Raw genomic sequence first — 15,069 nt, forward strand, 5'->3', positions numbered from 1 at the left:
CTTTCACCGCCGCTCACACACTGCCACAGATCTCTTATTGATGCTCGATCGCGCGGATCGCGCCGCGGAGCTCGGCGAGCCCCCGGAGGCGGCCGATTGCAGTATAGCCCGGATTGGTGCGCTTGGTGGCGGCGAGATCGTCGAGCATGCGGTGGCCATGATCGGGACGGAACACGATTTGCTTGTCCGGCGAACGCCGCGCGTTCTCCTTCAACAGCACCTTCAGCACCGCGACCATGTCGACGTCGCCATCGAGATGATCGGACTCGTAGAACGTCAGGCCGTCGGCCTCGCGCTTGGTCGCACGCAGATGCGCGAAAGCGATCCGCGGGCCGAAACGCTCGGCCATCGCAGGCAGATTGTTCTCGGCACGCACGCCGAGCGAGCCGGTGCACAGGCAGATGCCGTTGGCCTGGGACGGCACGGCACCGAACAGCGCCTGGTAGTCGTCGGCGGTCGAGGCGACGCGCGGCAGGCCGAACAGCGGGCGCGGCGGATCATCCGGATGTAGGGTCAGCGACACGCCGAGTTGCTCGGCGACCGGCGCGACACGCGCGAGGAACTCGGCGAGATGCTGCCGCAGGACCTTTGGCGTGATGTCACGATAGGTCTCTAACCGATCGCGGAATTGCGGGATGGTCATCGGCTCGGTGGTCGAGCCCGGCAGCGCGCTGGCGATCGCCATGATGAGATAGTCGATGTCCGCCTGGCTCATCTTCTCGAACCGCGCCTTCGCGCGCGCCTGCGCTTCCTGCGAATATTCCTGCGCGGCCGCAGGGCGCTTGAGGATATGCAGCTCGAACGCCGCAAAGCGGTCCTGGTCGAAGCGCATGGCGCGGGCGCCGTTCGGCAGCTCCCATTCCAGATCGGTCCGGCACCAGTCGACCACAGGCATGAAATTGTAGCAGATGATCTTGATGCCGGAAGCGGCCACCGCCTCCAGGCTCGCGATCCACGCTTCGATCGACTTCGTTGCCTTGGCCCCGAGGCGCTTGACGTCGTCGGGGATCGGAATCGATTCCACCACCGACCAGGTCAGCTGCGAGCGGCCGGGCTGGCCGCGCTCGATGAAATCCTTGCGCTCCTCGACCGCCTTGCGCGTCCAGGCCTCCCCAATCGGGACCTGATGCAGCGCCGAGACGATATCTGTCGCCCCGGCCTGCCTGACATCGTCGAGCGAGACCGGATCATCCGGCCCGTACCAGCGCCATCCCTCTAGCATCATGGATCTCTCCGGTCAGCGGTCAGCACGACCTTGACGCTCTGCGAGCGGTCGAGCGCCAGCCGCAACGCGTCCGGCGCAGTCGACAGCGGCCGCTCGGCCGTGACCAGCGACAGCACGTCGACGCTGCCCGCACCGATCAGTTCCACCGCGGTCATGAATTCGAGCCCAAAGCGGAACGAGCCGCGCAGGTCGATCTCCTTCGCCATCACCGCATTCGACGGCGTCGGAATCTGGCCGCCCGGCAGGTTGCCGATCTGCACGACAATACCACCGCGCCTGACAATGCCGATGGCGCTGGCAAGACCCGCGGCCGTGCCAGAGACTTCGAACGCGACATCGTAGGGACGCGAGGCCGCCTGCGCTTTCAGGCCCTCTTCACCGTTTGCGACGTTCTCGACATGCGATGCGCCGAGCCGGGTCGCGAAGGCCAGCGGGGCCGATGCGATGTCGGCCACCGTGATATCGGCCATGCCGGCGCGGTGCGCGGCCAACATGGTCAGAAGCCCGATCGGACCGGCGCCAAAGATGATGCCGCGCTTGCCCTGGATGTTACCGGCACGCGCGACGGCGTGCAGGCAGACCGCAAGAGGCTCGGCGAGCGCTGCGGCCTGATAGGACACATGGTCCGGGATCTTCACGCACTGCGCCGGGATCGCATCGAAATAGTTGGCAAAACCGCCCTGCATATGCGGCGTTTTCGACGCCGAACCCATGAAGTAGATATTTTCGCAGAGGTTTTGACGACCCTCGCGACAGGCAGTGCAATGGCCGCACCAGCGCGACGGATTGACGGCGACGCGGTCGCCGACCTTCAGGTTCGCCGCCGAGCCGGCGATCTCCGCGACCTGGCCCGAGATCTCGTGCCCGAGCACCAGCGGCGACTTCACCACGAAGTCGCCGGTCCGGGCGTGGCGGAAGTAATGCATGTCCGAGCCGCAGATGCCGCCGGCACCGAAGCGGATGCGCACCATGCCGTCTGCGAGCCTGTCGAGCGGATGCTCGATCATGCGCAGATCTTCGGGGCCGAACAGGGTTGCGGCGAGAGAGGTCGAGGTCATTTGGAAAGTCCCATGTATTTCGGCAGCCAGAGGGTCAGTTCGGGAATGTAGGTGATCGCGATCAGCGCGACCAGCAGCGGCACCAGCCAGGGCAGGATCGCGACCGTGGTGCGCTCGACCGAGAGCTTCGCCACGCGCGCGAGCACGAACAGCACCATGCCGAGCGGCGGATGCAACAGGCCGATCATCAGGTTCAGCGTCATGATCAGGCCGAAATGAATGGGATCGATGCCGAGCTTGAGCACGATCGGCAGCAGGATCGGCACCAGGATGGTGATCGCCGCCGTGGTGTCGATGAAGCAGCCGACGAACAGGATCAACACGTTGGCGAGCGCCAAAAACACCCATTTGTTGTGGGTGATGCTGAGCATCCAGTCCGAGAGCAGCTGGGCGGCCTGCGACACCGTCAGCAGCCAGGCGAAAATCGAGGCGGCGGTGACGATGAACAGCACCGAGGCCGTGGTCTCGATGGTATCGAAGGTCGCCTTCGCCACGGTCTTCAAGGTCATGGTGCGGTAACGCACGAGGCCGAGGAACAGCGACCAGATCACGGCGGCGACCGCGGCCTCCGTCGGCGTGAACCAGCCGAGCGTCATGCCGCCGATCAGGATGACAGGCGCCATCAGCGCCATCACCGCCGAAAAGTCGAAATACCAGTCGATCGCGAGCAGCGCGCCGAGCCCGATGACGACCGCGAGGTTGGTCGATAGGCCGGCCAGCGTCATCAGCCAGATCGCGAGCGGGAAAGACAGCACGACGACGATCTCGAGGCCGGCCGAGCCGAGCTGCGGCCAGGAGAACGGGGTGTCGCTGCCCCATTTATTCCGGTAGGCGAAGTAAGTGACCGTCGCCATCATCAGCAGCGTCAGGACCACGCCGGGAATGACGCCGCCAAGAAACAGCGCACCGATCGAGACATTTGCCATCATGCCGTAGATCACGAAGGGCAGCGACGGCGGGATGATGGGCCCGAGCGTCGCAGAGGCCGCGGTGACGCCGACGGAGAACTCGGTGGTGTAGCCGTGGTCCTTCATCGCCTTGATCTCGATGGTGCCGAGACCGGCGGCGTCCGCGATCGCGGTGCCGGACATGCCGGAGAAGATCACCGAGCCGATGATGTTGACGTGGCCGAGGCCGCCGCGCATCCAGCCGACCAGCGCAACCGCGAACTTGTAAATGCGGCCGGTGACGCCGGCGATGTTCATGAGATTGCCGGCCAGGATGAAGAAGGGCACGGCGAGCAGCGGAAAGCTCTCGACGCCCGCGATCATGCGTTGCGCCAGCGTGACATCGGGCGTCACGCCGCTGACCAGGATGTAGAGCAGCGACGACGCGGCCATGGCAATCGCCACGGGAACGCCGAGCAGCATCAGGACGAGGAAACCTCCGAGCAACAGCAACATGGAATTACCCTTCAAAACCGTCGTAAGCGCCGGGGCGTTCGAGGATCGAATAGCCCTGCCGCAAATGTTGCAGCGCGACCTGCAGCGAGCGAACGAACATCAGCACGAAGCCGAGCAGCACGGCGTAGTAGACGTAGTTCTTGGGAAAGTTGATCGTGGTCATAGACTCGTCGCCGATGATCTGGATGTAGACCCAGACCAGCTTGACGGCGTAGCCGAAGAAGGCGATCCGGATCAGGTCGATGACCGTCGACAGCGCGCGCGCCACGGCATGCGGCAGATAGCGGTAGATCAGGTCGACCTGGATGTGCCGCGACAGCCGCACGCACATCGAGGCGCCGATGAAGACCACGCCGATCAGGCAATAGGTCGCGATCTCCTCGGTCCAGGCGTAGCTGTCGTTGAGGACGTAGCGGGTGAAGAACTGCAGGAAGACGGCGAGCGCCATCACCCAGAAGATCGCCAGCGCCACCCAATCCTCGAATGCGTAAATGCCGAGATCGACCTTCGGCATGGCCTCCTCCTCGAAGGTATGGGCAATCTCGTCCCCGGTGATCTGCCGGTGCGCTTCGGCGGTCGACATGTGGTTACTCCTCAAAACCCGAACGTCATTCCGGGGCGATGCGTGAGCATCGAACCCGGAACCTCGAGATTCTCCGGTGCGCAATTGCGCACCGGAGTTCGGTCCTACGGACCGCCCCGGAATGACGGCTACGCCGTCACTTCACCGCCTGGATGCGTTCCCAATCGGCCTTGCGATAGCCAAAGGTCTCGAACGGAACGTTCTTCAGCACGATGTCGCGGAACTCGTTCTTGTCGACCTCGGTCACGGTCAGGCCCTTTTCCTTAAAGAAGGCGACGAGCTTGGCCTCGTTCTGCTTGATCTCCTCGGTCGCTTTCGCGGCAGCCTCCTGCGCGACGTCGGTGAAGATCTTCTTGTCCTCGTCCGAGAGCTTCTTCCAGAGCGCGCCAGCGACGACGGTGTTGAGGTGGTCGACGATGTGGCCGGTCAGCACGATGTGCTTCTGTACCTCGTAGAACTTCTTGGCCTCGATCGTCGGCAGCGGGTTCTCCTGCGCCTCGACGGTGCCGTTCTGGAGCGCGAGATAGACCTCGGCGAATGCGATCGGCGCGGTGTTGGCGCCGCAGGCGCGCGGCATGGCGAGATAGGCCGGCACGTCGGGCACGCGCATCTTCAGGCCCTTGAGGTCGGCGCAGGTCTTGATCGGCTTGTTCGACGAGGTCTGGCGCACGCCGTAATAGGTCACCGCGATGATGTGATGACCGCTCTTGTCCTCATACCCCTTGGCGAGCTCCTTGAAGATGTCGCTCTTGGTGTAGGCGAGCAGATGATCGGCGTCGCGGAAGGTGTAGGGATAATAGGTCACGCCGATCGGCGGAAAGCTCTTGGCCGCGAAGCTCGAGCCGGAGATGATGATGTCGACCGAGCCGAGCGAAAGGCCCTGGTTGATGTCGGCTTCCTTGCCGAGTTGCGACGCCGGATAGACGTCGATCTGGTAGCGCCCGTTGGTGCGCTTGCCGATCTCCTGTGCGGCCCAGACCGAAGCGGTGTGGAACGGCTCCGAGGTCTCGTAGACATGGGCCCATTTCAACTTGGTCTGCGCCAGGCCGGCCTGGGTAGTGGCAAGCATCGCCGCGGCCGAGACCGCCAGCACCGTCGTCATCTTCTTCAACACTGAATATCCTCCACTGACTTAAGTCTGCTTCTTGTTCACCCGCCCGAAACGAGGCGAGCCGCCCAGTCTCATCGCCGTCGCGCGCTGCCGCTTTTGGCCTGCTTCTTCGACGGTCGCTTTGGTTTCGCCGGCTGAGTCCCGGATCGCGCCACCAGCTTCCGCGCCGCCGGCGCCCCTGCGCCGGTCTCGGCGCCAAAGTTCTGCGCAAAGCGTTCCTGCGAATGCGCGAGGTGGTCGCGCATGGCGTCGTGAGCTGTCATTGGCCGGCGCGCCGCAATGGCATCGCGCACGGCGCGGTGCTCGTCGAGCGCAGTGCGCCAGGTTCCGGGGTTTTCGAAATAATGCGCGAGCTGCGCGAAATAGGGATTGAGGCGCTGGTCGAACAGCTCGCCGACCACGCGCACCAGCACGGCATTGCCGAGACAGCCTGCGATCGCGATATGGAAGGCGCGGTCGTGGACCATCGAGGCTTCGCCGGGATGTGCGACGTTCTCCATTGCGATCAGGGCGGCATCGATGCGCGCGATATCGTCCTTCGTCGCCACGCGCGCGGCCTGCTCGGCAATCGCGCTTTCCAGGAATTCGCGGGCGCGCAACAGCTCGAATGGCCCCTCGATGACGGCGGACGGCGCCGGCGTAGCGTCCGAAGGATCGATCACATAGATGCCGGACCCGACGCGGATGCGGACGCGTCCTTCCACTTCGAGCGCGATCAGCGCCTCGCGCACCGTTGGCCGCGACACTTTGAGCTGATCGGCAAGCTCGCGCTCGGTCGGTAAGCGGCTGCCGACCGCGTACTCGCCGCTGTCGATCAGGCTTCGCAATTGATCGGCGATTTGGCGATAAAGCCGTCTCGCCTCCACAGCTTCCAGCGGCACGCTGGCCCTCCCCCAGAGGCCGCGCCGGTCGATCCGGCGGCCCGCCAATTTTGGATAATTGGCCTTACCAATTGACCGGAGCATTGACCGAGGACGGGTGCCATGTCAAGCAGCGGCCAAACACAGGGAGAGCCGACCATGCGGCTTAATTCAACGCGTCTTGGCCGCTCAAATCTCGACCGGCTGCCGCCGGCCATTCGCCGCCCGGCCTATGACCGCTCACGCGTGACGCCCGGCATCGTGCATCTCGGCCTTGGCGCGTTTCATCGCGCCCACCAGGCTGTCGTCATGGACGATTGCCTGGCCACCGGCGCCACGTCCTGGGGTATCGTCGGCGCAAGCCTGCGCAGTCCGGACACGCGCGACGCCCTCGCCCCGCAGGATCATCTCTACACCGTCGCCGTGCGCGCCACTGAGGGCACCGGGCATCGCGTCATCGGCGCGCTGCTCGACAGCGTCGTCGCGCGCGAGAAGCCGGCTGCGCTGGTCGAGCGGATGGCCGATCCCGCCATTCGCATGGTCTCGCTGACGGTCACTGAGAAGGGCTATTGCCACACGCCGCAAACCGGCGATCTCGACGAGCGGCATTCCGACGTCGTGCACGATCTCAACAACCTCGATGCGCCGCGCTCGGCACCCGGCTTCATCGTGGCCGCGCTGGCGCGCCGGCGAGCGCTCGGCGTTCAACCCTTCACCGTATTGTGCTGCGACAATCTCGCCGCCAACGGCCACACAGTGCAACGGATCGTGACCCAATTCGCCGCGCTTCGCTCAAGGGATCTCGGCAAATGGATCGCGGATAACGTTGCCTTCCCCTGCACCATGGTCGATCGCATCGTGCCGGAAACGACGGATACGGACCGCGATGCGATCGCCGCGGCGCTCGGGATGCGTGACGCCTGGCCTGTCATGACCGAGCCGTTCACGCAATGGGTGGTCGAGGATCGCTTTGCCGCGGGCAGGCCCGATCTCGCTGCCGCGGGCGTCGAGCTCGTCACCGACGTCAAGCCGTTCGAGCTGATGAAGCTGCGGCTGCTCAACGCCAGCCATTCGGCGCTGGCCTATCTCGGCTATCTCGCCGGCTATGAGACCATCGCCGATACCATGCAGGATCCGCATTTCGCGCGGCTCGCCGCGCAGGTGATGGAACAGGCCGCGGTGACGCTGACGATGCCCGCAGGGACTGATCTCGCCGCCTATCGCGCCTCGCTGCTCAAGCGTTTTGCCAATCCGGCGCTGCATCACCGCACCTGGCAGATCGCAATGGACGGCTCGCAAAAGCTGCCGCAGCGCCTGCTCGGCGCGATGCAGGATCGCCTCGCTACGAATTTGCCGATCGCAACGCATGCGCTCGCGGTCGCCGGCTGGATGCGCTACGTCACCGCGCGCGACGAGCAGGGCCGCGCCATCGACGTGCGCGATCCCCTCGCTGCCGAGCTCGCGGGCCTGGCGCGCGAGGCCGGTCCCGTCGCCGAGCGGCTGGCGCCCGCATTGCTCGGCGTCACAAGAGTGTTCGGGCCGCTCGGCACCGAGCCGCGCCTGCGCGAGGCCGTGACCGCGGCGCTCGACCGTCTCTACAAGGAAGGTGCGCGGCGCGCAGTGGAGAAGCTCGTTTCGGCGTGATCATAAAGTGGGCAGCAATGCTGCACTGCGTTCAAAGTCGGACTGAAGTCGCGCTTGATTTTTACCTGCCATTGGCCCACCCGAGAGGCATGGCAAAGGACAGCAAGGTCATCGCCGCGAACGCGGCTTTTTACGCCGCCTTTTCGTCGGGCGATTTTGACGAAATGAAGCGGATGTGGGCGGATGACGACGCCATTTCCTGCATTCATCCCGGCTGGCCCGCGATCGTCGGCCATGCCACCGTAATCGGAAGCTGGCGCGACATCCTGCAGAACCCGGAACGTCCGCAGATCGTCTGTGCCGAGCCGCAGGCGATCGTCGACGGCGACAGTGCGCGCGTGCTCTGCATTGAGATCGTCGACGGCACCGCCTTGGCCGCAGCCAACCATTTTCGGCGCGTCGGCGACGGCTGGCGGCTGGTGCATCACCAGTCGAGCCCAATCGCGCAGATTGTCGAGCAGGCCGAGGACGATAGGGCAAGTCACCGGGTGCACTGACCGCGGCGACGTTCTACTGTGCATGGGGTTGTTTTCAGGTTTTTTGTTCGGCGTCGAGTTCCGACAGTTCGTCCAGCACCACCCGCGCCGCGCTGAAATCATCATCCCGGAAAAATAAGCTGCGGGTGATGAGCACGGGAAGGTCGGCCCGCGAGGCCGCGATCAGCCCATTGGCGGAATCCTCGATCGCGACGCAGTCGGACGCGTTGAGCTTCAGCCGCGCCAGGACCTCGAGATAGACATCCGGCGCCGGCTTCTTGTGCCTCACATCATCACCGGCAACGATCGCATCAAAGTCGGCAGCCCAGCGCGTTCCCAGCGCCCGCGACAGCAGCGCATCGATATTGCCGTGCGAGGTCGTGGTCGCAATCGCGAGCCGCTGGCCACGCGCCTGGGCAGCAGTGAGCAGGTCCGCCACGCCGGGCCGCAAGGCGCAGCAACCGGTCTCGACCAGCTCGGCATAATGGGCGGTCTTGATGCGGTGAAGCTCGGCGATATCGGCATCCGACAAGAGCGGCCCGGCCCAGTGCCTCGTATGGAAGGCGCGGATGCGTTCCTTGCCGCCGGTCACCCGTAGCAGCTCCGTGTAGACGGCACGGTCCCAATGCCAGTCGAGGCCATGACGGGCAAAGGCGTGGTTGAAGGCCTGCCGATGCAGCTCCTCCGTCTCGGCCAGGGTCCCGTCGACGTCGAAGATCAGTGCGGCCGCGTTCCGGACCAACTCCGCCGCGCCGGATGGCGCAATGGTGGCCGCTTCCGCCTGCATGGTCGAGCCTCCCCTGTAAAGCGCAACCATCGCCCGCACCGGCAGGCGAGTAAAATCGCAATATCTTTTGCCGGACCCAAAAATCTCTTATGAGCGGAGGTGCGCGGCTAGCGCGAACGGGAACTCAGACCTGCACGGGAGACGCATGCGGCTCTTCATCCTCGGCCTCGGCTATAGCGCCCAGCATTTCGTCCGCAAATTCGGCGGCAGCTTCTCGCATGTCGCCGGCACGGTGCGCGATCCCGCCAGGCGGGACGACCTCGCCGGGATCGAGCTGCACGCCTTTTCCGGCAGCCGACCGGCTGACGCCACGGTCGACCGTATCCGCAATGCTGATGTCCTTCTGATCTCGATCCCGCCGGGCAGCACGGGAGATCCCGCACTCGCGGCGGTCGGCGACGTGATCGCGGCGGGCCGCCGCAAGGTCGTCTATCTCTCCACCATCGGCGTCTACGGCGATCACGCCGGCGGATGGGTCGACGAGAGCACGCCGCCACAGTCAGGTCTCGACCGCGCCCGGATGCGGGTCGCAGCGGAACGGGCCTGGACGGACACAGTACAAGGCGACGTCGCGATCTTGCGGCTTGCCGGCATTTACGGCCCCGGCCGCAACGCGCTGGTGACGCTACGCAGCGGCACGGCGCGCCGCATCATCAAGCCCGGCCAGGTCTTCAACCGCATTCATGTCGACGATATCGCCAGCGCCATCATGGCCGCGATCAACCACAACAGCAGTGGCACCTGGAATGTCTGCGACGACGAGCCCGCACCGCCCCAGGACGTGATCGCCTATGCCGCGCAGTTGATGGATATCGCCCCGCCGGCCGAGGAAGCGTTCGCGACCGCCGAGATGTCGGCGATGGCGCGCAGCTTCTATGCCAGCAGCGCCCGCGTCTCCAACGCGCGGCTGAAGCACGAGCTCGGCGTCACGCTGACCTATCCGACTTATCGGCATGGCCTCGATGCGCTGTGGCGCGATGGTGAAGAGCGATTGCGCTGCTAAAAAGAAAGGGCGGCCGATCGGCCGCCCTTTGATCTTCAGCGTCAGCTCAGAACGCCGTATTTCTTGAACCAGGCCTGCGCCTGCTTCCAGGCGTCTTCCGCCGCATCCTTGCGATAGCTGCCACGGTAGTCGGCATGGAAGCCGTGCGGCGCTTCCGGATAGATCTTGAATTCGGCCGTCTTCTTGTTCTGCTCGAGCGCCGCCTTGAGCTGCTCGACCTGGGCCACGGGGATGCCGGTGTCGGCGCCGCCATAGAGGCCGAGCACCGGCGCCTTCATCTCGGGCGCAAGCTGCATCGGGCTCTTCGGCCAGAGCGGATTGGGCGCATCGACCGGCGGACCGTAGAAGGCGACGCCGGCCTTGAGCGTGCCGTTATGAGCGGCATATTCCCAGACCGTGCGGCCACCGCGGCAAAACCCGATGATGCCGAGCTTCGCAGTGTCGCCGCCTTGAGATCCCGCCCAGGCCACCGTCGCATCGAGATCCGACAGCAGTTCGGCGTCCGGCTTGGCGTTGACGATCGGCAGCAGATCCTTCATGTCGGTGACCTTGGTGAGGTCAGTGCCCTTGCGGAAGTAATAATCGGGCGCGACGGCGAATGCGCCGAACTTGGCGAGGCGCCGCGTCACGTCCTTGATGTATTCGTGCAGGCCGAAAATCTCCATCGCGACGATGATCACCGGCGCCTTGGTGTTGCCGGCCGGACGGGCGAAATAGGCCGGCATCTCCTCGGAACCGACCTTGATCTTGGCATCTCCGGCCTGGAGGCCGCTGGTGTCGGTCGTGATCACCTCGGCGCGGACGGGACCTGCCGCAAGCGTGTAGAGCCGGCGGCGACGGCCGCGGTCGCGCTCATGAATCCGCGACTCGAGACCGGCGACGGCTTGATCAGCCCTAAGACGTCGGGTGTGATGGTGGTTTCAATACTCATCGGTTGATCCTTCCTGATGCCTAGCCCTGATCCTTCAGGCGACGCATTCGCCAATAATTGCCGGCGAAACGCAAATCACCAGCCTGCGATCGCCGGACTTTCAGATCCGGCGATCGCGCTGCTTCACCGGCGCAGTCTCCGGCATCAGGCTCATCGCGACGAGGCCGACGATCCCGGCAAGCAGCAGATACCAGGCCGGCGCCAGCGGATCACCGCTGACATGGAGCAGCCAGGTGACCACGAGCTGCGCCGTGCCGCCGAAGCTCGCGATCGCGACTGCGTAGACGGTGGCGAACACACCGCCGCGGATGTTCTGTGGCAGCGCCTCGGTGAACGTCGCATAGAATGCCGTGAAAGGCAGCGAGCCGATGACGGAGAGCAGACCGAAACCGACCAGGAGCGACAACGTGCCGGGCGCATGGACGATCCACAGGAAGACCGGATAAGTCAGCAGCAGCGTTGCAAGCTGCGGCCAGATCATGACGGGCTTGCGGCCGAGACGATCGGCGAGCCAGCCCCCGGCCAGCGCGCCGGCGAACTGAATGCCGTTGCTGACGAGCGACACGGCAAAGGCGAGCGTCGACGAAACATGCAGCGTGTTCTGCGCATAGGTCGTCATGTATTGCGTGACATAGGTCGAGATCGTGCCGCTGGCCAGAACCATCAGCGCCAGCACGATCAGACCGGTGTGGCGGTGGGCCTGCGAGAAATGGCCCGTGCTTTCTTTCGCGGCGGCACCGGCTTCGGCCTGCGGGATCGTCTCCGGCAGAGTCCTGCGCATCCAGACACCGAACGGCAGGCAGACCGTGCCGATCAGAAACGCCACCCGCCAGCCGTAGGCGTCCAGCATCTCCGGCGCCATGCTCTTGCTGAGGATGACGCCGACAAGGGCGCCTGCCGTTGCGGCGATCTCCTGGCTCGCCGGCTGCCACGCCACCACCAGCGCCCGATGTTCCGGCGGCGCGATCTCGATCAGATAGGCGGTGGTCGGCCCGACCTCACCGCCGAGTGCAAACCCCTGCACCATGCGGGCGGCGATCACGATGATCGGCGCTGCGATGCCGATCGTAGTGTAGGACGGCGTGAACGTGATGGTCAGGATCGCCGCCCCCATCAGCGCGAAGCTCAGCAGCATGGCGGGCCGCCGGCCGATCCGGTCGGAATAGATGCCGAGCACGATGCCGCCGATCGGCCGCGTCACGAAGCCGGCGCCGAAGGTCGCCAATGACAACATCAGACTGCCATACTCGCTTCCGGTCGGAAAGAAGGTGTGGCCGATCTGGATCGCGAAGAAGCTGTAGGTGATGAAGTCGTAGAACTCGAGCATGTTGCCAACGGTGGCGGCCAGTGCGGCGCGTTTGACGCTGAACGGTTTTGCTTGGAGAGGCTTGGCTTGGAAGGGCTTGGCTTGGGAGGGCTTGGCTTGCTCGTTTCTCGACACTCTCGAATTCCCCGGTGATTGTCCCGATTTAACCGCGTGACCGCATTGCGTCGCAACATCCATTAACCGAAAAAAGGGGTTCTCCCGCTGCCCGCGGCGCCATCACGCGTTGCAGGTTGTGTGCGGTTTCGCGCAATTCGAACCTTTCGCCGCAACAATCGGCTCGATCGTGGCCGCAACGACACATCATATTGCCCAGGCACAGCACACCGCCCGATATTTGAGCGCGAGCCCAGGCCATTTGACTGAAATTTTCAGATCAGTTGAGCCGTCATATTTACTCGAACTTTCTTCGCGACGCTCTAGTTCCACTGCCGAATGTTCCATCTCCAGAACGGAGAAGCGTCTTCCAAGCGCGGCAATTGTTTCCGCTTCGAACGAAGCTCGACAGCTTCATTCTGACCCACGGCGATTGCGCAACCACCGGCTCAATTGAATAAAGCTTTATCCGATCTGGCATCGACATGAATTTGGCGCGCGAAGCAATTGAATTACTGGGACAGGTGGCGAGAATCCTGTGGTTCGAAGGCACCAAGCACGGCATGCGCGATCGCGAGTGGATGGCGCTGCGCTTTCTCTCCCGTGCCAACCGGTTCTCAAGGACGCCTTCAGCGCTGGCAAGCTATGTCGGCACAACGCGCGGCACCGCCTCGTTCATCATCGGCGAGCTCGAGCGCCTCGGCTATGTGGAGCGGAAGCGCTCCACCAAGGACAAGCGGTCGGTGACGCTGAGTGTGACGCAGCAGGGCAAGAAGTTCCTGGCGCGCGATCCCGTCAATGGCTTCGTCGAAGCCATCGCCGTCCTCGATGAAGACGGCAAGATCCGCTTTCGCGACACCTTGCGGCACGTGCTCGATCAGGCGGATGCCGCCGAGCAGCGGCACCACACCGACGTGTGCAAGCGATGCATCTTCCTCCGGGAGGACCGCACTGCTTCCGAGAACAAGACGACGGTCGAATTCACCTGCCGGCTGTTTCGCGCGCCGATCGCCGAAGCCGAGGTCGACCTGCTATGCACCAGCTTCGAGCATCACCGCCAATAGCACTGTCCGCCGCTTATTTGCGCGCTGAGTAGACGACACCGCCACTGGTTTCCACCACCAGACGGCCGTTCTCGTTCCTGATCTCCTCGATGCGACCGAGATTGGGGACCTGCTGGCCGAGCACGGCCTCGACGACACCGCTCGGCCCCTGCAGGATCGCGATGCCTTCATAAGCCTGGCGGACCGACCAGCCCTTGACCGCCTTTCGCGGCGCCGAGGTGCGTTCGGCTGGAGCCACCGACCCCGTGGTCTCGGGTGCAGCGACCGAGGCCATCATCGGCATCGCCGGCGACGGCTGCGCAGCAACGGGAGTCGGCGGCTGGACCTGGACCTGGGCGAGCCTGTCAAGCTTCGCGGTCGAGGACGAGCTCACCCGCTCGATGCGATCCAGATTCTCGGCGAACCGGCCGAAACGGTCGCTGGTCGCCTTGCTCGACTGATCGACCGCGGTTCGCAGGCCGTCGAGATTCTCGGACACACCGGACAATTGCTTGCGCAGCTGTGCGACGGTATCGCGCAGATTCCTGATCTCCGCATTGGCCGCGGCATTGGTCTGGCTCGGCTGCGTGGTGAGATAGGCAATGACGCCGGTGCAGGCGCAGACCACCAGGATGGCGGCAACCGCCAATGTCGCGAGCGGTGCGACCCATGTCGGACGCGGCGGCGGCGGCTTGGCCACGATCACCGCCGGCTTGATCACCACCGGCGCAGGCTTTGGTATCGCCATCTTATCAAGGCGCGCTTTGGCGCGGATGCGCTTCAATCCCTCCAGCGCTGCTTTGGCTGCAACTTCGTCGCTCGCAGCCGATAGGGGCTTCACGCCTGACGCGGGCTTGGCCGCGCGCGGCGCACCATTGGTCTTCGTATCTCGCGCTTCCGGAGCCGGCTTCGCCGCTGCGGTCAAATCCGCAGTTTCGGCGGGACGCGTCTTTCCATCGGACAACATTTGAAAATGCTCCGTTCGTTTTCGATCTGTTGAACGAAGCTAGTTGGCGAAGCTTGCCTGAAACGTGCGCATCAAAAAATCTTTTCGTCACAATCAATGCGACATCGAATGAGTCAAACGCGTCATGCACGAGGCGAAAGTGCGACTCGAAAGACACACACTCGCCAAGATTTCGCCAAGCTGGAGTCTCGCCGCCATACATGAGTCGAATTGTCGCAGGCGGGTGCGCGACCAGGAGAGTCAATCCGGGGTTGAAAACTCCTCCCCGCGGCTGCCCGGCAGCACTACCCAAAATAGCTATGTTTCTACGGGCATATGGAACATTATGATCGTCACGGTGCAAAAGTGGTTTGAGCACCAAATCAACTGATGAGCTTTGACTTACAAAGAAACAACCAGAAACAAACCAACAGCATCAAGCACACGTAGCAAACGCTTTGTTCCGCACGCTTGATCGGAAATCGGCAATTGTTACGGTCCTACTCAAGTGATTCTCGCCCGTTGGTGAGGAGAACGACTGAGTTCAGTAGTGTTCAGACGCGATGAGCAACGTAACGC

13 protein-coding genes and 1 pseudogene are annotated in these 15,069 nt (G+C 64.0%); 4 read left to right on the plus strand and 10 right to left on the minus strand.

Annotated features, from left to right (window positions below; all coding sequences use genetic code 11):
• Positions 1-34 precede the first annotated feature (34 nt).
• The 6 genes from uxuA to JJC00_RS30915 form a co-directional block, all read right to left on the minus strand.
• Positions 35-1,222: a mannonate dehydratase gene (uxuA, locus tag JJC00_RS30890; protein WP_200474288.1), complete on the minus strand. Its 1,188-nt coding sequence runs from the start codon at positions 1,220-1,222 to the stop codon at positions 35-37.
• Entirely contained in the window at positions 1,222-2,283 is a 1,062-nt protein-coding gene (locus tag JJC00_RS30895; RefSeq protein WP_200469584.1) for an L-idonate 5-dehydrogenase, read from the minus strand. The genes uxuA and JJC00_RS30895 overlap by 1 nt, the downstream gene beginning before the upstream one ends.
• A complete protein-coding gene (locus JJC00_RS30900) occupies positions 2,280-3,686 on the minus strand; it encodes a TRAP transporter large permease (RefSeq protein WP_200469585.1) in 1,407 nt (468 codons plus the stop codon). Before JJC00_RS30900 ends, JJC00_RS30895 begins: the two co-directional genes overlap by 4 nt.
• 4 nt (positions 3,687-3,690) lie before the next feature.
• Entirely contained in the window at positions 3,691-4,269 is a 579-nt protein-coding gene (locus JJC00_RS30905) for a TRAP transporter small permease (protein ID WP_200469586.1), read from the minus strand.
• Between the two features lie 136 nt (positions 4,270-4,405).
• Positions 4,406-5,371, minus strand: a complete 966-nt coding sequence (locus JJC00_RS30910) for a sialic acid TRAP transporter substrate-binding protein SiaP (RefSeq protein ID WP_200474289.1) — start codon at positions 5,369-5,371, stop codon at positions 4,406-4,408.
• Positions 5,372-5,451: 80 nt separating this feature from the next.
• Complete coding sequence (locus JJC00_RS30915; protein WP_200469587.1) at positions 5,452-6,261, minus strand: FadR/GntR family transcriptional regulator; 810 nt, start codon at positions 6,259-6,261, stop codon at positions 5,452-5,454.
• A 138-nt stretch (positions 6,262-6,399) separates the two neighbouring features.
• On the opposite strand from JJC00_RS30915, the gene JJC00_RS30920 reads away from it, so the two are divergent.
• A complete protein-coding gene (locus JJC00_RS30920) occupies positions 6,400-7,884 on the plus strand; it encodes a mannitol dehydrogenase family protein (protein WP_200469588.1) in 1,485 nt (494 codons plus the stop codon).
• Between the two features lie 89 nt (positions 7,885-7,973).
• Positions 7,974-8,381 carry a nuclear transport factor 2 family protein gene (locus JJC00_RS30925; protein WP_200474290.1) on the plus strand — a complete coding sequence of 136 codons (408 nt, stop codon included), beginning with the start codon at positions 7,974-7,976 and terminating at the stop codon, positions 8,379-8,381.
• Positions 8,382-8,415: 34 nt separating this feature from the next.
• On the opposite strand, the gene JJC00_RS30930 is transcribed toward JJC00_RS30925, so the two are convergent.
• Positions 8,416-9,147 (minus strand): HAD family hydrolase, encoded by a 732-nt coding sequence (locus JJC00_RS30930; protein ID WP_200469589.1) that lies wholly within the window; start codon positions 9,145-9,147, stop codon positions 8,416-8,418.
• 145 nt (positions 9,148-9,292) lie between these two features.
• On the opposite strand from JJC00_RS30930, the gene JJC00_RS30935 reads away from it, so the two are divergent.
• The gene (locus JJC00_RS30935) at positions 9,293-10,150 is read left to right on the plus strand and encodes an SDR family oxidoreductase (protein ID WP_200469590.1); all 858 of its coding nucleotides are present in this window, start codon (positions 9,293-9,295) and stop codon (positions 10,148-10,150) included.
• Between the two features lie 41 nt (positions 10,151-10,191).
• On the opposite strand, the pseudogene JJC00_RS30940 reads toward JJC00_RS30935, so the two are convergent.
• Both JJC00_RS30940 and JJC00_RS30945 read right to left on the minus strand, forming a co-directional pair.
• Positions 10,192-11,081 (minus strand): annotated as a pseudogene (locus tag JJC00_RS30940) (dienelactone hydrolase family protein).
• Between the two features lie 100 nt (positions 11,082-11,181).
• Positions 11,182-12,408: an MFS transporter gene (locus JJC00_RS30945; RefSeq protein ID WP_246774301.1), complete on the minus strand. Its 1,227-nt coding sequence runs from the start codon at positions 12,406-12,408 to the stop codon at positions 11,182-11,184.
• A 578-nt stretch (positions 12,409-12,986) separates the two neighbouring features.
• Between JJC00_RS30945 and JJC00_RS30950 the strand changes: the two genes are divergently transcribed.
• Positions 12,987-13,565 (plus strand): MarR family winged helix-turn-helix transcriptional regulator, encoded by a 579-nt coding sequence (locus tag JJC00_RS30950; protein ID WP_200469591.1) that lies wholly within the window; start codon positions 12,987-12,989, stop codon positions 13,563-13,565.
• A gap of 13 nt (positions 13,566-13,578) precedes the next feature.
• On the opposite strand, the gene JJC00_RS30955 is transcribed toward JJC00_RS30950, so the two are convergent.
• Complete coding sequence (locus JJC00_RS30955) at positions 13,579-14,511, minus strand: hypothetical protein (RefSeq protein ID WP_200469592.1); 933 nt, start codon at positions 14,509-14,511, stop codon at positions 13,579-13,581.
• Positions 14,512-15,069: the final 558 nt, after the last annotated feature.

The organism is Bradyrhizobium diazoefficiens (genome assembly GCF_016616885.1).
Classification (GTDB): Bacteria; Pseudomonadota; Alphaproteobacteria; order Rhizobiales; family Xanthobacteraceae; genus Bradyrhizobium; species Bradyrhizobium diazoefficiens_F.

Bases quoted from the DNA above. Each gene is read 5' to 3' on its own strand.
- JJC00_RS30905 (WP_200469586.1), bottom strand. From the start codon at position 4,269: ATGTCGACCGCCGAAGCGCACCGGCAGATCACCGGGGACGAGATTGCC.
- JJC00_RS30950 (WP_200469591.1), top strand. From the start codon at position 12,987: ATGAATTTGGCGCGCGAAGCAATTGAATTACTGGGACAGGTGGCGAGA.
- JJC00_RS30895 (WP_200469584.1), bottom strand. From the start codon at position 2,283: ATGACCTCGACCTCTCTCGCCGCAACCCTGTTCGGCCCCGAAGATCTG.
- uxuA (WP_200474288.1), bottom strand. From the start codon at position 1,222: ATGCTAGAGGGATGGCGCTGGTACGGGCCGGATGATCCGGTCTCGCTC.
- JJC00_RS30930 (WP_200469589.1), bottom strand. From the start codon at position 9,147: ATGCAGGCGGAAGCGGCCACCATTGCGCCATCCGGCGCGGCGGAGTTG.
- JJC00_RS30935 (WP_200469590.1), top strand. From the start codon at position 9,293: ATGCGGCTCTTCATCCTCGGCCTCGGCTATAGCGCCCAGCATTTCGTC.
- JJC00_RS30910 (WP_200474289.1), bottom strand. From the start codon at position 5,371: ATGACGACGGTGCTGGCGGTCTCGGCCGCGGCGATGCTTGCCACTACC.
- JJC00_RS30945 (WP_246774301.1), bottom strand. From the start codon at position 12,408: ATGCTCGAGTTCTACGACTTCATCACCTACAGCTTCTTCGCGATCCAG.
- JJC00_RS30900 (WP_200469585.1), bottom strand. From the start codon at position 3,686: ATGTTGCTGTTGCTCGGAGGTTTCCTCGTCCTGATGCTGCTCGGCGTT.
- JJC00_RS30925 (WP_200474290.1), top strand. From the start codon at position 7,974: ATGGCAAAGGACAGCAAGGTCATCGCCGCGAACGCGGCTTTTTACGCC.
- JJC00_RS30920 (WP_200469588.1), top strand. From the start codon at position 6,400: ATGCGGCTTAATTCAACGCGTCTTGGCCGCTCAAATCTCGACCGGCTG.
- JJC00_RS30955 (WP_200469592.1), bottom strand. From the start codon at position 14,511: ATGTTGTCCGATGGAAAGACGCGTCCCGCCGAAACTGCGGATTTGACC.